General features: G+C 55.8%; 14 protein-coding genes. 9 read left to right on the top strand and 5 right to left on the bottom strand.

The features are described 5' to 3' along the window. The 3 genes from ABIE61_RS13125 to ABIE61_RS13115 all read left to right on the top strand — a co-directional run. On the top strand, window positions 1-621 hold a 621-nt coding region (locus tag ABIE61_RS13125; protein ID WP_354410178.1), incomplete at its 5' end, for a TRAP transporter large permease subunit. A 48-nt stretch (window positions 622-669) separates the two neighbouring features. Continuing rightward, window positions 670-1,164, top strand: coding sequence for a universal stress protein (locus ABIE61_RS13120; RefSeq protein WP_206839954.1), 495 nt, complete (start codon window positions 670-672; stop codon window positions 1,162-1,164). Between the two features lie 111 nt (window positions 1,165-1,275). Next, on the top strand, window positions 1,276-3,030 hold the full coding sequence (locus tag ABIE61_RS13115) for a SulP family inorganic anion transporter (protein ID WP_354410175.1): 1,755 nt from the start codon (window positions 1,276-1,278) through the stop codon (window positions 3,028-3,030). Between the two features lie 34 nt (window positions 3,031-3,064). Here the strand turns inward: ABIE61_RS13115 and ABIE61_RS13110 are convergent, their stop codons facing one another. The 5 genes from ABIE61_RS13110 to ABIE61_RS13090 form a co-directional block, all read right to left on the bottom strand. Then, the gene (locus ABIE61_RS13110) at window positions 3,065-3,925 is read right to left on the bottom strand and encodes an alpha/beta fold hydrolase (protein WP_206839958.1); all 861 of its coding nucleotides are present in this window, start codon (window positions 3,923-3,925) and stop codon (window positions 3,065-3,067) included. A gap of 69 nt (window positions 3,926-3,994) precedes the next feature. Continuing rightward, window positions 3,995-4,546, bottom strand: coding sequence for a flavin reductase family protein (locus ABIE61_RS13105; protein ID WP_091828138.1), 552 nt, complete (start codon window positions 4,544-4,546; stop codon window positions 3,995-3,997). A 57-nt stretch (window positions 4,547-4,603) separates the two neighbouring features. After that, window positions 4,604-5,800, bottom strand: a complete 1,197-nt coding sequence (locus tag ABIE61_RS13100) for an acyl-CoA dehydrogenase family protein (protein WP_206839961.1) — start codon at window positions 5,798-5,800, stop codon at window positions 4,604-4,606. Between the two features lie 46 nt (window positions 5,801-5,846). Then, window positions 5,847-6,785, bottom strand: a complete 939-nt coding sequence (locus tag ABIE61_RS13095) for a 3-carboxyethylcatechol 2,3-dioxygenase (protein WP_354410170.1) — start codon at window positions 6,783-6,785, stop codon at window positions 5,847-5,849. A 267-nt stretch (window positions 6,786-7,052) separates the two neighbouring features. Further along, window positions 7,053-7,862, bottom strand: a complete 810-nt coding sequence (locus ABIE61_RS13090) for a DNA-binding transcriptional regulator (protein WP_206839965.1) — start codon at window positions 7,860-7,862, stop codon at window positions 7,053-7,055. Window positions 7,863-8,266: 404 nt separating this feature from the next. Between ABIE61_RS13090 and mhpD the strand changes: the two genes are divergently transcribed. The 6 genes from mhpD (at window position 8,267) to ABIE61_RS13060 (ending at window position 13,743) form a co-directional block, all read left to right on the top strand. Next, window positions 8,267-9,058 carry a 2-keto-4-pentenoate hydratase gene (gene mhpD / locus ABIE61_RS13085; protein WP_206839967.1) on the top strand — a complete coding sequence of 264 codons (792 nt, stop codon included), beginning with the start codon at window positions 8,267-8,269 and terminating at the stop codon, window positions 9,056-9,058. Between the two features lie 29 nt (window positions 9,059-9,087). Beyond that, window positions 9,088-10,023 (top strand): acetaldehyde dehydrogenase (acetylating), encoded by a 936-nt coding sequence (locus ABIE61_RS13080; RefSeq protein WP_354410167.1) that lies wholly within the window; start codon window positions 9,088-9,090, stop codon window positions 10,021-10,023. Window positions 10,024-10,036: 13 nt separating this feature from the next. After that, window positions 10,037-11,059 (top strand): 4-hydroxy-2-oxovalerate aldolase, encoded by a 1,023-nt coding sequence (gene dmpG, locus ABIE61_RS13075; RefSeq protein WP_206839976.1) that lies wholly within the window; start codon window positions 10,037-10,039, stop codon window positions 11,057-11,059. A gap of 46 nt (window positions 11,060-11,105) precedes the next feature. Then, the gene (locus ABIE61_RS13070; RefSeq protein ID WP_206839978.1) at window positions 11,106-12,140 is read left to right on the top strand and encodes a TRAP transporter substrate-binding protein; all 1,035 of its coding nucleotides are present in this window, start codon (window positions 11,106-11,108) and stop codon (window positions 12,138-12,140) included. A gap of 139 nt (window positions 12,141-12,279) precedes the next feature. Beyond that, window positions 12,280-12,678, top strand: coding sequence for an acyl-CoA thioesterase (locus tag ABIE61_RS13065; protein ID WP_206839981.1), 399 nt, complete (start codon window positions 12,280-12,282; stop codon window positions 12,676-12,678). A 36-nt stretch (window positions 12,679-12,714) separates the two neighbouring features. Beyond that, window positions 12,715-13,743 (top strand): AI-2E family transporter, encoded by a 1,029-nt coding sequence (locus tag ABIE61_RS13060; RefSeq protein WP_206839990.1) that lies wholly within the window; start codon window positions 12,715-12,717, stop codon window positions 13,741-13,743. Window positions 13,744-13,771 lie beyond the last annotated feature (28 nt).

Genomic DNA, 13,771 nt, shown 5'->3' with positions numbered 1-13,771 from the left:
ATCCTGTTCACCGTGGTGATGGGCGGCATCTACCTGGGTGTATTCACCCCGACCGAAGCGGCCGGCATTGGCGCCGGTGGTGCCTTCCTGATCACTCTGTTCCGAGGCCGTCTGACACTGTCGACCCTGTTCGACACTCTGGCGGATACAGCCCGCACCTCGGCGATGCTGTTCGCGGTGGTGATCGGTGCATTGATCTTCTCCGACTTCATCAACCGTGCGGGTCTGCCGGACATGTTGCTGAACTTCGTGACCTCCATGGACGTTGCGCCAATCGTGGTGATCTTCGCGATCATGGGGATCTACATCGTGCTGGGCATGGTGTTCGAGAGCCTGTCGATGATGCTGCTGACGGTGCCGGTGTTCTATCCGGTTGTTGCTTCGCTTGGCTATGACCTGGTGTGGTTCGGTATCGTCGTGGTAGTTGTGACCGAGATCAGTCTTATCACGCCTCCGGTGGGCATGAACGTATTTGTGCTCAGTGCAGTGCTGCGGGATATCAAAACAGGGACTATATTCAAGGGCGTGACACCCTTCTGGATGGCGGATATCGTGCGCCTGATGCTGATTATCTTCATCCCGTCCATTGCGCTTATCCTGCCAGAGGTGCTGTACCGCTAAGGCGGTGCAGCGTCCGAACGGGTCTTTGTACCGATAAGGAGTTCAACAATGTTGCCAGATGTAAAAAAGATTCTGTACGTATCCGATCTTGAAAGTGGCTCCCGTCCGGCATTCCGCGCTGCGGTAAGCCTGTGTGGTCATTACTCCGATTCCCAGATCACCTATCTGCATGTTATCGAGTCGCTGTCGGGCACCACCCGCAGCGTGCTGAGCAACATGATGGAAAAGGAAGAGATGGATGAGCTGCTGAAAAAGGGTGTGGAACAGTTCAGTGAGAAGATTCAGGAGCGTATTGAGCGTTTCTGTGCGGATGAGCTGGAAGAGCATGAAGTCCTGAGTCTCAAGAACATTAACGCCCGTGTTGAGGAAGGTACACCCTGGAGAACCATTCTGAAGGTTGCCGATGAAATCAATGCGGATGTGATCGTGATGGGTACGCGCAAGCACAGCTCCATCGGGCAGATGCTGCTGGGCTCTACGGCAACCAAAACGCTTGGGCATTCAAAACGTCCAGTACTGGTTGTGCCTTTGGGTACTAAGTGAACAGTTACGCGATTGCAGTTAATTAAAAAATGGGGCTTATTGCCCCATTTTTGTCTCTTCCGCCCTAAGCTGCCACTATACGCATCCGAATTTTCCTGACGGGATGGTGTTATGTCCCCCTTGATCCTGAAGTTTTTGCCGTTTCTGCGCTGGCGTGGCCAAATTACACCGGACAGCTTAAAGGCCGACTTCATGGCTGGCCTGACCGGGCTGGTGCTGGTGCTGCCGCAGGCGGTGGCCTATGCCTTCATTGCCGGGCTGCCGCCTGAGTATGGCATCTATACGGCTATTGTCTCTTGCTCCGTTGCCGTGTTGTTCGGTTCATCCTGGCATCTCGTCTCGGGTCCGACGGCCGCACTCGCAATTGTTGTGATGAGCGTGATCAATGGGTTGGGCAGCCACACGCCTGAGCAGTACATCGCACTGATGATCAGTCTGACCCTGCTGACGGGGGTGATTCAGTTGGCACTGGGTGTATTCAGGCTTGGTACGCTGGTCAATTTCATATCACATACGGTGGTGATTGGTTTTACTGCTGGGGCAGCGGTTCTGATTGCCGCCAGTCAGCTCAAGCACCTGTTGGGGGTAGAGCTTGGTTCAGGGCTATCGCTTTGGCAAACCATTGAGCAACTTTGGGCACACAGGGGGGCTATCAACCTGGTCGCGGTGCAGGCCGGGGTGATTACCATACTGGTTGCGGTAGTGGTTCGCAGCATCAATCGCCGTTTACCTTATTTGTTGCTCGGCATGGCCGCTGGCAGTCTGGCCTGCTTTCTGCTGGACAGTGATGGCAGCAAGGTGGGGTATGTGGGGGCATTGCCGGGGCAGCTACCGGTACCATCGCTGCCCGAGTTTTCCTTTGCCAGCCTAAAATCACTGGCTTCGGGGGCGCTGGCGGTAGCTTTGCTTGGGTTGATCGAAGCGGTGTCGATCGCTCGTGCGATAGCGGTGCGTTCTCAGCAGCATATTCACGGCAATCAGGAGTTGATCGGGCAGGGGATGTCGAATCTGGTAGGCAGTTTCTTCAGTTGCTTTGCCAGCACCGGCTCTTTCACCCGCTCCGGTGCCAACTACGATGCAGGAGCGCGTACGCCATTGGCAACTGTCTTTGCCTCAGTAATGCTGGCACTGGTTGTGGTGATGGCCCCGGCGATTACCGAGCGTCTGCCTCTGTCGGTCATGGCGGGTTCCATTCTGCTGATTTCCTGGAATCTGATCGATTTTGGCAGTATCCGTCATATCCTCTCCAGCAGCCGCTCCGAAGCGGCGATCCTGCTGGTGACCCTGTTTTCTACCTTGCTGGTTGAGCTGGAATTCGCCATCTATATTGGTGTGCTGCTGTCGCTGGCGATCTACCTGCGGCGCACGTCTCAGCCACGTATCGTGCGTGTAGCTCCATTGCAGCAAAGTGAGCGTCGGCATATGCGCAATATTCAGCGCTACAATCTTGAAGAGTGCCCACAGCTTAAGATCATCCGGGTGGATGGATCGCTGTTTTTTGGTGCGGTGGACCATGTGCAGCAGCAGGTTCGGCAGTTGACGGCGCCGGGCAGTGGGGTGCGCCATATCTTGCTGGTGGGTAAGGGAATCAACTTCATTGATGTGGCCGGTGTCGAGATGCTGCATCAGGAGATCAACCGGCTGGAGCGGTTGGGTGGAAAACTGATGATCTGCTCACTGAAGGGCACGGTAATGGATGAGCTGGAGCGCACAGGGGCACTGAAGTCGTTGGGCGACGATCATTTCTATGAAACGCCCAAAACGGCGCTGGCCGATCTGATCCCAATGTTGGACCGGGATCGCTGTGACAGTTGTACGGTACGTATTTTCTCAGACTGCCCGCCACCGCCACCCGAAAAGGTGTGAGCGGGGCGGGTGTTGCTGCCTGTCGGTACTGTGGCTAGTGCTGCAGGAAGTCCAGCACCATACGGTTGAACTTGTCGGCATGTTCCCATTGAGCCCAGTGACCACACTGGTTGAAAATATGCAGCTCGGAGTTGGGAATGCCAGCAATCAGGCGCAGGCCGGTGTCCATCGGTACAAAGCGATCGTTGCGGCCCCAGATGACCAATGTTTGCTGCTTGATTTCGGGCAGGCGCGGGCTGAAGTCCGGGAACTGTTTCGGGTTGGCTTCAAGACTCTTGACGAAGTTTTCCAGATGGTCGCGGCGCTTGAGCATGTTGTCCAGACGGGCCTGGAACAGCTCTTCGGTCAGGTCGCCGGTGTCAAACACAAACACCGACATCATCTTCTTCAGGTTCTCGATGGTCGGGTCACGGTATAGACCCTGCAGCAGCTTGATCCCCTCTGCCGGCATTGGTGTGAACAGGCTGGCACCACCGGTGCCACCGCCCATCAGGACCAGCTTGCCCACACGCTCGGGATTTTCCAGGGTAAAGGCCACGGCGCTGTGGCCCCCCATGGAGTTACCGAGGATATGGATTTTGTCCAGCCCCAGTGCATCGACGACTTCTTTAAGGGCACGGGCGTTCAAATCGGAACGTGAGCTGGTGCAGACGATGGAGTCACTTTTGCTCCAGCCGGGGCAGTCGAGCAGAATGACACGGTAACCGGCGTTGACCAGCGGTTCAATATTACGGTTGAAGTTGGCCCAACCGCTGGCACCGGGGCCGGAGCCGTGCAGCATGACTACCGTTTCGCTGCCTTCGCCGCAGTCGTTGTAGTGCAGCTTGAGCGGCTGGCCATCCAGAGTAATGTCGATGAAGTGGCTGCTGTCGGCTTCAGTGATGTTGATGCTCATTTAATTCTCCAGTCTCTTAAAGCAGTACACCCCGGCATGGGCCAGGGTGAGTGTAAAACGAGGTCCGTGTTACTGCGGAATCTGCCGGAAGCCGCCGTTGAGGTAGATCAGCGCTTCGCCATCTTCGCGCTCGCGCATCCCAAGCACCTCACACAGGAAGGCATGATGGGTGCTTTCGTCAAATACCTTGACCACGCGGCAATCAAAATTGGCCAGTGCACTCTGCAGTGTTGGTGCGCCAGTAGCCAGTGTATCCCATTGGCCATATTCAAAGCGGGCTTCACCCTGTACGTCCTTGATCATGCCGGCGAAGGCCTTGGCAACGTCTTCCTGCTCACCAGCCAAGACGTTGACGCAGAGGGCACCGGTTTTCAGGATCAGTTCGCTGGCATAAACGCCCTTGTTGACGAAGACAACCAGGCGAGGAGGGTCGGCGGTTACTGAGCAGACCGCCGTAGCAGTCAAACCGGCGCGTGCCTTGTCGTCACCGCTGGTAATGGTACTTACGCCCATGGCGAAGTGTCGCATGCCCCGGCAGTGTTCTTCGGCGCTGACCATCGGTTTCTCATTCAGCTCGGTGTTGGGTGTCCAGTCGAGCAACTGGTTGATGTGCTGATTCATGGCGCTATCTCTTGTTATGGATCAGAAGCCCCCGGCTTTCTGCCGGGGGCAACAGCATCAGGCCTTGACGCCAAACGGGTTGGGCTGGGGTAGCGGGTTGCCCAGCAGCTGACCGCCGAGCAGGTCACCGATGTTGTCCTGGTTCTGGGTGATATGGTTGGCACCCACCAGAATGTCGCGCATCTGACGCTGCATCGGATTGTTGAGCCAGACACCGCGGGTGGATGTCTTTTTGAAGATCATATGTGCCGCATCGAAGCAGTCACCACCGGTAAACTGGTTGGTAGCGAAGTGGCGTACACGCACATCGGTCGGCACCAGTTCGCCACGGGAAGCGTAGCTCCAGGCCTCATCGGTGTTGGAAAGCACGCGGGCTTCGGCCGCCGTGATCTTGGCGAAGGCTTCGCCCAGTTTGCCCTTGATGAACGGATCGTTGACCGCAGCTCCCACTGCCTGATTGAGGTTCTGGCGCGGCACCATATGTTCCACATACAGATCGACCATGCCACGGGCCATGCCGATGATGACGGACGATACGGCTGCGTAGAACACGAAGAAGAAGGGGACCTTATACAGGTTTTCCACATGGCCGTGGGATTCCTGGTCGTAGGCGCCGATCACGTGGCTGCGGTAAGCCGGTACGAAAACGTCCTTGATCACCAGCTTTTTGCTGCCAGTGCCGGCCAGTCCGACTACGTGCCAGTCATCAACGATCTCTTCGATCTGCTCGCGCTGGATCCAGAAGGAGCGGAATACCATCTCGCCGTTCTCCTGTACCCGACCACCTACAAAAGCACCACCTTCGGCATGGTCGCAGCCGCTGGAAGTCAGCCACTCGCCGTTCAGGCGATAACCGCCTTCAACCGCATCCACAGTACCAAACGGTGCGTAGGAAGAGGAAACCAGGCGCGTATTGTCATCGCTCCACAGTTCGTCGCCCACCTGCTCAGGCAACAAACCTACCTCAAAGGGGTGGACACCCAGCACCATCACGTTCCAGGCGCTGGACGGGCAGCCGCGCGCCAGTTCGATCAGAACGCGGTTAAGCGTGTTGGGGTTCATTTCATAGCCGCCCCAGCGCTTGGGCTGCAGAATTTTGAAGAATCCGGCTTCCTGGAATGCCTGAATGGTTTCTTTCGGGACCATGCGGGCCTGCTCACAGGCATCGGCACGTTCGCGCAGCATGGGGATCATGTCGCGGGCGCGTTGTACGATCTCTTCTTCGGTCGGAATCTGGGTGACGATAGCGTTCATATCGGTCTCTCCTGAAAATATATTTTATTGTTCAGCTGTGGTCAGCTCAGGCGGGAGTGGCGCTGACCACGCCGTAGCCCGCAATCCATTCATTGATCGGTCGGTAGTAGTCCTTGCGTGCCTGGTAAGGGCCTACAGCGGCAAGTGCTGCAAAGGCGGCTACCCAAGTGCGAACTTCGTGTGTTGAGCGCCCTGCCTCTGCCGAGATCTGCTGGATATCGAACTCATCCACCTGATCCAGCTCACCGCTGAGCAGGAGTTCGATGAACGCTTCATCCCAGGCCGCATTCAGCGGAGTCTGCTGACACAGCTCGGAGCCGTAGATCTTGCCGGCAGCAATGGTGCGTGCCTCACGGGCAGCGCGGGCTTCTGGTGTCGGGTTGCGGCCACAGATCAAGAACTCCTGAACCTCGGCAGGGGACTCGGCAAGAAGAGGAACAGGCGGTTCATGCGACAGGCCGCCAGTGCCCAGAATCAGGACGCGCTTGTTCAGCCCGGCAAGGAATTGGCCAACGGCTTCACCCAGTTTGCGAATGCGACGATAGGGCACAAAGGGTGGTGCCACCGAGTTGATGATGATCGGAATTACCGGGTAGCGGGTCAGGCTGCCGGTCATCTCTTCCAGGGTCTGGGTGCAGCCGTGATCCACCTGCAGGCGATGGGACAGAGAAACATCCAGATCATTGTCCATAAGGTGTTTGGTCAGCTCCAGAGCCAGTTCGGCATCCACCGACAACGTGCCTGGCAGGGTGGAGTAGTCACCGACCGATTCGGCTGCAGTAGCCACTACGAAAGGAGGCATCAGGTCGTAGAACAGACCGTTGTAGTGATCAGGGGCGAAAATCAGTATCAGCTCGGGATCGAAGGCTTCCACTTCTGCCCGGGCTTTAGTCAGGACTGCATCCACTTCAGCCACAACATCAGCACCGGGGTCGTTGCGACCGCGCAGTGGAGTATGCGACAGGCATTTAAGCATGATACTCATAATCTCTTCCTGTTTTTGTTATCGGATGCAGATATTTAATAGTCTGTCCGGTATTGAAAGAAATGAAACCGAAACAAAGTCGGTCTGCATTTAAAGCTATGTGAATAACAGGCAGGGTAATAAGACTAAAGTGGCATGTTAATATTTGAATACAAACGGCCGAGCCGATTTACCCGCTGTGTTGAAATGGATTTTGTACAGGGAGGGAGGCAACATCAAGCGAAAACACACCCTATGTGCACATAGTGAACATAGGTGTGGACAAGATTAATCAATGACGGGGTTCAAGCGGGCTTCTATTCGACCGATCACGGACTGCATCGCTTCAAGGTATCGACGGGCTGCTTCTTCAATGGTCATGGCGTCAGCTATATAGACCAGGTTCAGGCAGCCCAATACACGATCATCATGGCGGATTGGTAGTGCAATCGCGGCAATGCGACCCTCTTCACCCCAGTCCCGGTAGTTTGAGCCGTAGCCATCCTGGCGTGTCTTGCGCACCAGTTTGTCGATGTAATTCTGATCCTGCGCCAGGCCACTCTGGCTGTCGTTGCGATTGGCCAGCAGCTGCAGAATATGTTGACGTTCCTGCTCAGGGCAGTTGGCAATGTAGGCACGACCTGCTGCAGTCAGCAACATGGGCAGTCGGCGACCTACCATAGAGCGGTGGAAAGACAGTCGGCTGAAGCGGTGGGTGGTTTCACGAATTACCATCGCATCCACATCCAGTGTTGAGATATCCGTTGGCCAGACAACCTGCTGCATCAGCTCGCCCAAGAGGGGAGCAGCACATTGGGACACCCACTGTTCGTCCCTGAAACCCTCGCTCAGCTCACGCACCTTGAGTGTCAGCAGATAACTGTCATCCGATTCGCTGCGGCGCACGTACCCTTCATGCTGCAGAGTTTCAAGCAGCCGCCTCACTGTGGTGCGATGCAACCCGGTCTGTTGTGCCAGCTCGGTGATACGAGCACCGCCATCACAGCGGTTGAGACAATTGAGCAACTGCAGGCCGCGAATCAGGCCCTGAACCCGTTTGTATTCCCCGCGGGCAGGCTCGTTCTGTTGCTCGGTCATGCTCATATCTCCTGTTGATACGTTGTGCACATAGTGCACCTTGGGTGCGATTTATGTTGCTGCGTTGGAACAGCAGTTTCTATACTCCGTTGCATAATAAAAATATGCAATAACGGAGTCCACGGTGTTAATAACCAGCTTGCTCAACTGTGTTCAGCATTTATATACGTCGGCAAAAGATATTATTGTTGATCTGTATATATCAAAAAACTGTGAACAGTATATCAATCAAGTTGCCGTTTCAGGTATGGCCCCGGATATAAATATGCTGCTGCCTGCTCAGTTTTGCTGTTTTTCATATCTCACAGCCACTATCGCTGGTATCCCGTCTGGTCTTTCCGAAAGTTTGCCCCCGGATATCAACTCATCGCCCACCTGTGGTGTCATTCAGGGTTACAGTTTCAATGACAGATGAACAACAGTTACAGACACTGGCCTTGCGTCTGCGAGCAGCAGAGCAAGAGGGCAGTGTGACCTCTCCGATTCGTGAGCAGCTGCAGTCTCAGGATGCCGCATCGGCTTATCGTATTCAGCAGATCAATACCGAGCATGCCGTGTCGCAGGGGCGGCGCATCGTAGGGCGCAAGATCGGTCTCACCAACCCGCGAGTACAGGTTCAGCTGGGGGTGGATCAACCGGATTTCGGCACCCTGTTTGCCGATATGAGCTACGGCGACAACGACTTGATTCCTTGCGACCGCGTGATGCAGCCGAAGATCGAAGCCGAAATCGCTTTCATCATGGAGCGTGACCTGCCACAGCAGGACTGTACTCACGCCGAGTTGATCCAGGCAATTGGTTGGGTATTGCCGGCGCTGGAAATAGTCGGCAGCCGCGTTGCCGACTGGGATATCCGCTTCGTGGATACGGTAGCCGACAATGCATCCAGTGGCTGTTTTGTGCTGGGGACTCCGGCCCGTCGCATTGATGATGTCGATCTGCGCGGGGCTCGCATGCGGATGACCCGCAACGGTGAAGTGGCATCAGAAGGCAGTGGGGCCGAATGCCTGGGCAATCCGCTTAACGCCGCGCTTTGGCTGGCACGTACCATGAGTCAAATGGGTACGCCGCTGCGTGCCGGCGATCTGGTATTGACAGGTGCACTTGGGCCGATGGTGGCCTGTGCTCCTGGCGATCAGTTTGAAACCGAAATCAGTGGCATTGGCCAGGTGGCCGTCACCTTTGCACAGGCCTGAGCCAGTTCTCGGGTGTCTTGGGAGTCAGAATGAAGAAATTGAAAGTCGCCATCATCGGTTCCGGCAATATCGGTACCGACCTGATGATCAAGATCATGCGCAACAGCCGGTACCTGGAAATGGGCGCCATGGTTGGCATCGACCCTGCCTCTGATGGCTTGGCCCGTGCCGCTCGCATGGGGGTGGCCACCACACACGAGGGCGTTGAGGGGCTGGTTCAGATGCCGGTGTTTGCCGATATCGACTTTGTGTTTGATGCCACGTCTGCCGGTGCGCATGTGAAAAATGATGCTTTTCTAAGGCAGTACAAGTCAGATATCCGTTTGATCGACCTGACTCCGGCGGCAATTGGCCCGTATTGTGTCCCGGTGGTGAATCTGGAGCAGAATCTGGATGCCAAGAACGTCAACATGGTGACCTGTGGTGGCCAGGCGACCATTCCTATGGTGGCCGCGGTATCCCGTGTAGCCAAGGTGCACTACGCCGAAATCATTGCCTCGATCTCCAGCAAGTCGGCCGGGCCCGGTACGCGTGCCAACATCGATGAATTTACCGAAACCACATCGGAAGCGATCAGTGCGGTGGGTAGTGCGGCCAAGGGCAAGGCCATTATTGTTTTGAATCCGGCTGAGCCACCGCTGATTATGCGCGATACGGTATACGTCCTGTCTGAAGCAGCGGATCAGGCACAGGTGGAAGCATCCATCGAAGAGATGGCCGCGGCCGTTCAGGCCTATGTGCCGGGCTACCGGCTCAAGCAGAAGGTCCAGTTTGATCTTATTCCTGAGGACCAACCGCTCAATATTCCGGGTGTGGGGCGTTATTCGGGACTGAAAACCTCAGTTTTCCTTGAGGTTGAGGGCGCGGCTCATTATCTGCCTGCCTATGCCGGCAACCTCGACATCATGACTTCAGCAGCCATGGCCACCGCCGAGCGGATGGCTGTTTCCATGCAAGCGCAGTAACAGGAGCGGAAACATGTCATTCAATCCAGGCAAGAAACTCTATATCTCCGACGTGACCCTGCGTGACGGCAGCCACGCAATTCGACACCAGTACTCGCTCGATAACGTTCGCGACATTGCTCGTGCGCTGGACAAGGCGAAAGTAGACAGTATTGAAGTGGCTCATGGCGATGGCCTGCAGGGTTCCAGCTTCAACTACGGCTTCGGCGCCCATACCGATCTGGAATGGATCGAGGCGGTGGCGGATGTGGTCGAGCATGCTCAGGTCGCTACGCTGCTGCTGCCCGGGATCGGTACCATTCATGATTTGAAAGCGGCCTACAATGCCGGAGCCAGGGTGGTGCGTGTTGCTACGCATTGTACCGAAGCGGATGTATCGAAGCAGCACATCGAGTGCGCGCGTGAACTGGGCATGGATACCGTTGGCTTCCTGATGATGAGTCACATGACCACGCCTCAGGGCCTGGCGCAGCAGGCGAAACTGATGGAAGGCTACGGCGCCACCTGTATCTATGTGGTGGACTCCGGTGGCGCCATGGGTATGCAGGATATCCGTGATCGCTTCCGTGCTGTCAAAGATGTACTGGACCCGGCAACGACTACCGGCATTCATGCTCACCACAACCTGTCACTGGGCGTTGCCAACTCCATCGTTGCGGTGGAAGAGGGTTGTGATCGTATCGACGCATCGCTTGCCGGAATGGGAGCCGGGGCCGGTAATGCGCCGCTGGAAGTGTTCATTGCTGCTGCCGAGCGGATGGGCTGGGAGCACGGTACCGATCTTTATACCTTGATGGATGCTGCCGATGAGTTGGTACGGCCGCTGCAGGATCGTCCGGTACGTGTCGACCGTGAAACGCTGGCGCTGGGGTATGCGGGCGTTTACTCCAGCTTCCTGCGTCACTCCGAAGTAGCGGCGCAAAAATATGGTCTCAAGACAGTCGATATTCTGGTGGAGCTGGGCAAGCGCCGGATGGTCGGTGGTCAGGAGGACATGATCGTGGATGTGGCGCTGGATCTACTTAATCAGCGCTGAAACAACAGACAACACTCTGATAAACATAACTAAAACAGGTATAGCAATGAAAAAACTGAAGACTACCGTGGCCTTGGTTGCCACGCTGGGTGCCCTCTACAGCACTTCTGCCATGAGCCAGACCGTCATGCGTTTTGCCAGCTGGATGCCGCCGACGCACCCGGTGAACGAAGTTGTTCTGCCAACCTGGAAAAAGTGGATCGAAGACGCTACCGATAACCGGGTGACACTGGCGGTGGAGTACAACATGGGTCACCCGAAAACCATGTTCAACCTTGTGGAAGACGGTGTTGCCGATGCGAGCTGGGGTTACCATGGTTATGTGCCGGGCCGTTTCCGTCTGACTCAGATTGTTGAACAGCCGCTATTGGGTGTGTCTGCCGAAGCGGCTTCGGTGGCGCACTGGCGCGTTCACAACAAGTATTTCCAGGGTGCGCCGGAGTTTGACGGTCTTGAACTGGTGGCGTTGGTCACGCATGGCCCGGGTCAGGTACACAGTACTTTCCCGGTCAACAGCATGAGTGACCTGCAGAACAAGAAGATCCGCATCGGCGGCGGGGTACAGGCCGTGATCGGTGAGCGTGCCGGTCTGGTGCCGGTGGCCGGTCCTGCGCCCAAGGTTTACGAAATGCTGCAGCAGGGAGTCATCGATGGGGTGTTCTTGCCGGTGTGTGATGTCAAAAATCTGCGTCTGGACGAAGTGATCACTCACTCTACCCAGTTGCCGGGTGGCATGTACCTGGGCAGTTTCTCCTTCTTCATCAACCCGGACTTCCTGGCCGACCTGGATCCGAAAGACCGCGAAGCGATCATGAGCGTGTCCGGTGAGCAGCTGTCGGCGCTGGGTGGTCGTGCTCAGGATGAGTCCGATGTGGCTGGTCTTGAGGCTGCCAAGGCTGCAGGCGTTAATATCAACGTCGTCGCTGAAGGAGCTCCTCTGGCGCAGGAATACGCACAGTTGGCAGAAGGCATCGACGATGCCTGGATCGAGAGCGTGGCGGATCTGAAAGTGGATGCCCGTGCAGCGCTGGACGAGCTGCGTGCAGTAGCCCGTGCCTATCAGGCTGAACTGGACAAGTAAGCAATTACTTACACGGTACCAAAGCCGGCCTTGTGGCCGGCTTTTTGCGTAAGTGGACGGCACTCAATAGCGTAATTTGGGTTACATTCGACCCGGCTCTTAATATACTCGGGAAAACCCAACCATGAGAGAGTGAGCCGTGTTTACACAAATCGCAACGCCAGCCTTCTACGATACAGATGGTCTTGGTCATATCAACAATACCCGCGTGCCCCAATGGTTCGAGGGTGCGCGCAATGAATTGTTTCGTATTTTTACACCCGATCTGGATATGAAAAAGTGGCAGCTCATCATGGCGCGGATTGAGGTCGACTATGTGGGTGAGCTGTTTTACGGTCGCGATGTCGAAATTCGGACCTACGTCTGCAAGATCGGCAACAGCTCTTTCACCGTGTATCAGGAAGCCTGGCAGGATGACAAGGTTGGCGCCAAGGGCAAGTCATTTATGGTACGTTACGACTTCGCCAACGGGCGAGCACAATCGCTGACTGATGAACAGAAAGCGATGCTGCAGGTGCATTTCAAAGAGGTTGACTGAGTCAACAGGCAGCTATCCACTTAACAGGGAGTGATCATGTCCTCATCGGATCCGTTTACCGTTTCTCAGGGCTTCAAGTGGCTGCTGGGTATTGCCGCCTTGATGGTTATACTGGGCGCATTGAAACAGGCTGAGGCCATTGTCATTCCCGTCTTGTTGGCGTTCTTTGTTGCCATCATATGTACACCGCCACTGGCCTGGATGACCTCTCACCGAGTGCCCCCCTGGTTGGCGATTGTGCTGTTGGTGGTCGGGCTTGTAGTGTTTGGCTCTGTGCTGGTGTTGTTTGTGGGATCAGCCATCGATACCTTTACTTTGCGGTTGCCTACCTATCAGACGCGCCTACAGGAAGAAGCGGTCAAATTGGTGCCCTATTTTGAACGGCTGGGACTGCCCGTAACCCGTGACCAGATGCTGAATCACTTCAACCCGGCATCCTTGATGCGGTTGGCAGGCAATGCTCTGACCAATCTTGGGAGCCTGCTGACCAATCTGCTGCTGATCGTGTTTATCGTGATTTTCCTGCTGCTGGAAGCAACACTGCTGACAGACAAGTTGCACAAGGCGTTGCCCAGTGCTGAAAAGTCGCTGGATCAGGCCGGCAACTTCGTGCGTCAGGTGAATACCTATCTGGTGATCAAGACGACCATCAGTATTGCAACTGGCCTGCTGATCAGTTTGTGGTTATGGATTCTGGGTGTGGACTTCGCCCCGCTGTGGGGGCTCATCGCTGCCTTGATGAACTTCATACCGAATGTGGGTTCCATCCTGGCCGCCATTCCGGCTGTACTGCTGGCTATCGTGCAGCTGGGCGTACCCGATGCCGCCCTGGTTGCTGCAGGTTACATCGCCGTGAATGTGCTTATGGGGAATATTCTGGAGCCACGCTTTATGGGTAGTGGGCTTGGATTGTCACCGCTGGTGGTGTTTCTTTCCTTGATGATCTGGGGCTGGATGTTTGGTCCGGCAGGAATGTTTCTGTCAATACCGCTGACGATGATCGCCAAGATAGCACTGGAGCAGAACCCTTCGACTCGCTGGATCGCCATCATGTTGGGTAACTGAAAACACTGTCGTTATCATGATTCTGAGC

The sequence above is a fragment of the Marinobacterium sp. MBR-111 genome, assembly GCF_040547585.1.
In the GTDB taxonomy this organism is placed as follows: domain Bacteria; phylum Pseudomonadota; class Gammaproteobacteria; order Pseudomonadales; family Balneatricaceae; genus Marinobacterium; species Marinobacterium iners.
This window is presented reverse-complemented; position numbering and strand designations above follow the sequence as displayed.

Excerpts from the sequence above, each read along its gene's own strand:
- ABIE61_RS13095 (WP_354410170.1), bottom strand. The coding sequence starts at position 6,785 with ATGAGTATCATGCTTAAATGCCTGTCGCATACTCCACTGCGCGGTCGC.
- ABIE61_RS13070 (WP_206839978.1), top strand. The coding sequence starts at position 11,106 with ATGAAAAAACTGAAGACTACCGTGGCCTTGGTTGCCACGCTGGGTGCC.
- ABIE61_RS13080 (WP_354410167.1), top strand. The coding sequence starts at position 9,088 with ATGAAGAAATTGAAAGTCGCCATCATCGGTTCCGGCAATATCGGTACC.
- ABIE61_RS13060 (WP_206839990.1), top strand. The coding sequence starts at position 12,715 with ATGTCCTCATCGGATCCGTTTACCGTTTCTCAGGGCTTCAAGTGGCTG.
- ABIE61_RS13100 (WP_206839961.1), bottom strand. The coding sequence starts at position 5,800 with ATGAACGCTATCGTCACCCAGATTCCGACCGAAGAAGAGATCGTACAA.
- ABIE61_RS13110 (WP_206839958.1), bottom strand. The coding sequence starts at position 3,925 with ATGAGCATCAACATCACTGAAGCCGACAGCAGCCACTTCATCGACATT.
- ABIE61_RS13090 (WP_206839965.1), bottom strand. The coding sequence starts at position 7,862 with ATGACCGAGCAACAGAACGAGCCTGCCCGCGGGGAATACAAACGGGTT.
- ABIE61_RS13105 (WP_091828138.1), bottom strand. The coding sequence starts at position 4,546 with ATGAATCAGCACATCAACCAGTTGCTCGACTGGACACCCAACACCGAG.
- dmpG (WP_206839976.1), top strand. The coding sequence starts at position 10,037 with ATGTCATTCAATCCAGGCAAGAAACTCTATATCTCCGACGTGACCCTG.
- mhpD (WP_206839967.1), top strand. The coding sequence starts at position 8,267 with ATGACAGATGAACAACAGTTACAGACACTGGCCTTGCGTCTGCGAGCA.
- ABIE61_RS13115 (WP_354410175.1), top strand. The coding sequence starts at position 1,276 with ATGTCCCCCTTGATCCTGAAGTTTTTGCCGTTTCTGCGCTGGCGTGGC.
- ABIE61_RS13120 (WP_206839954.1), top strand. The coding sequence starts at position 670 with ATGTTGCCAGATGTAAAAAAGATTCTGTACGTATCCGATCTTGAAAGT.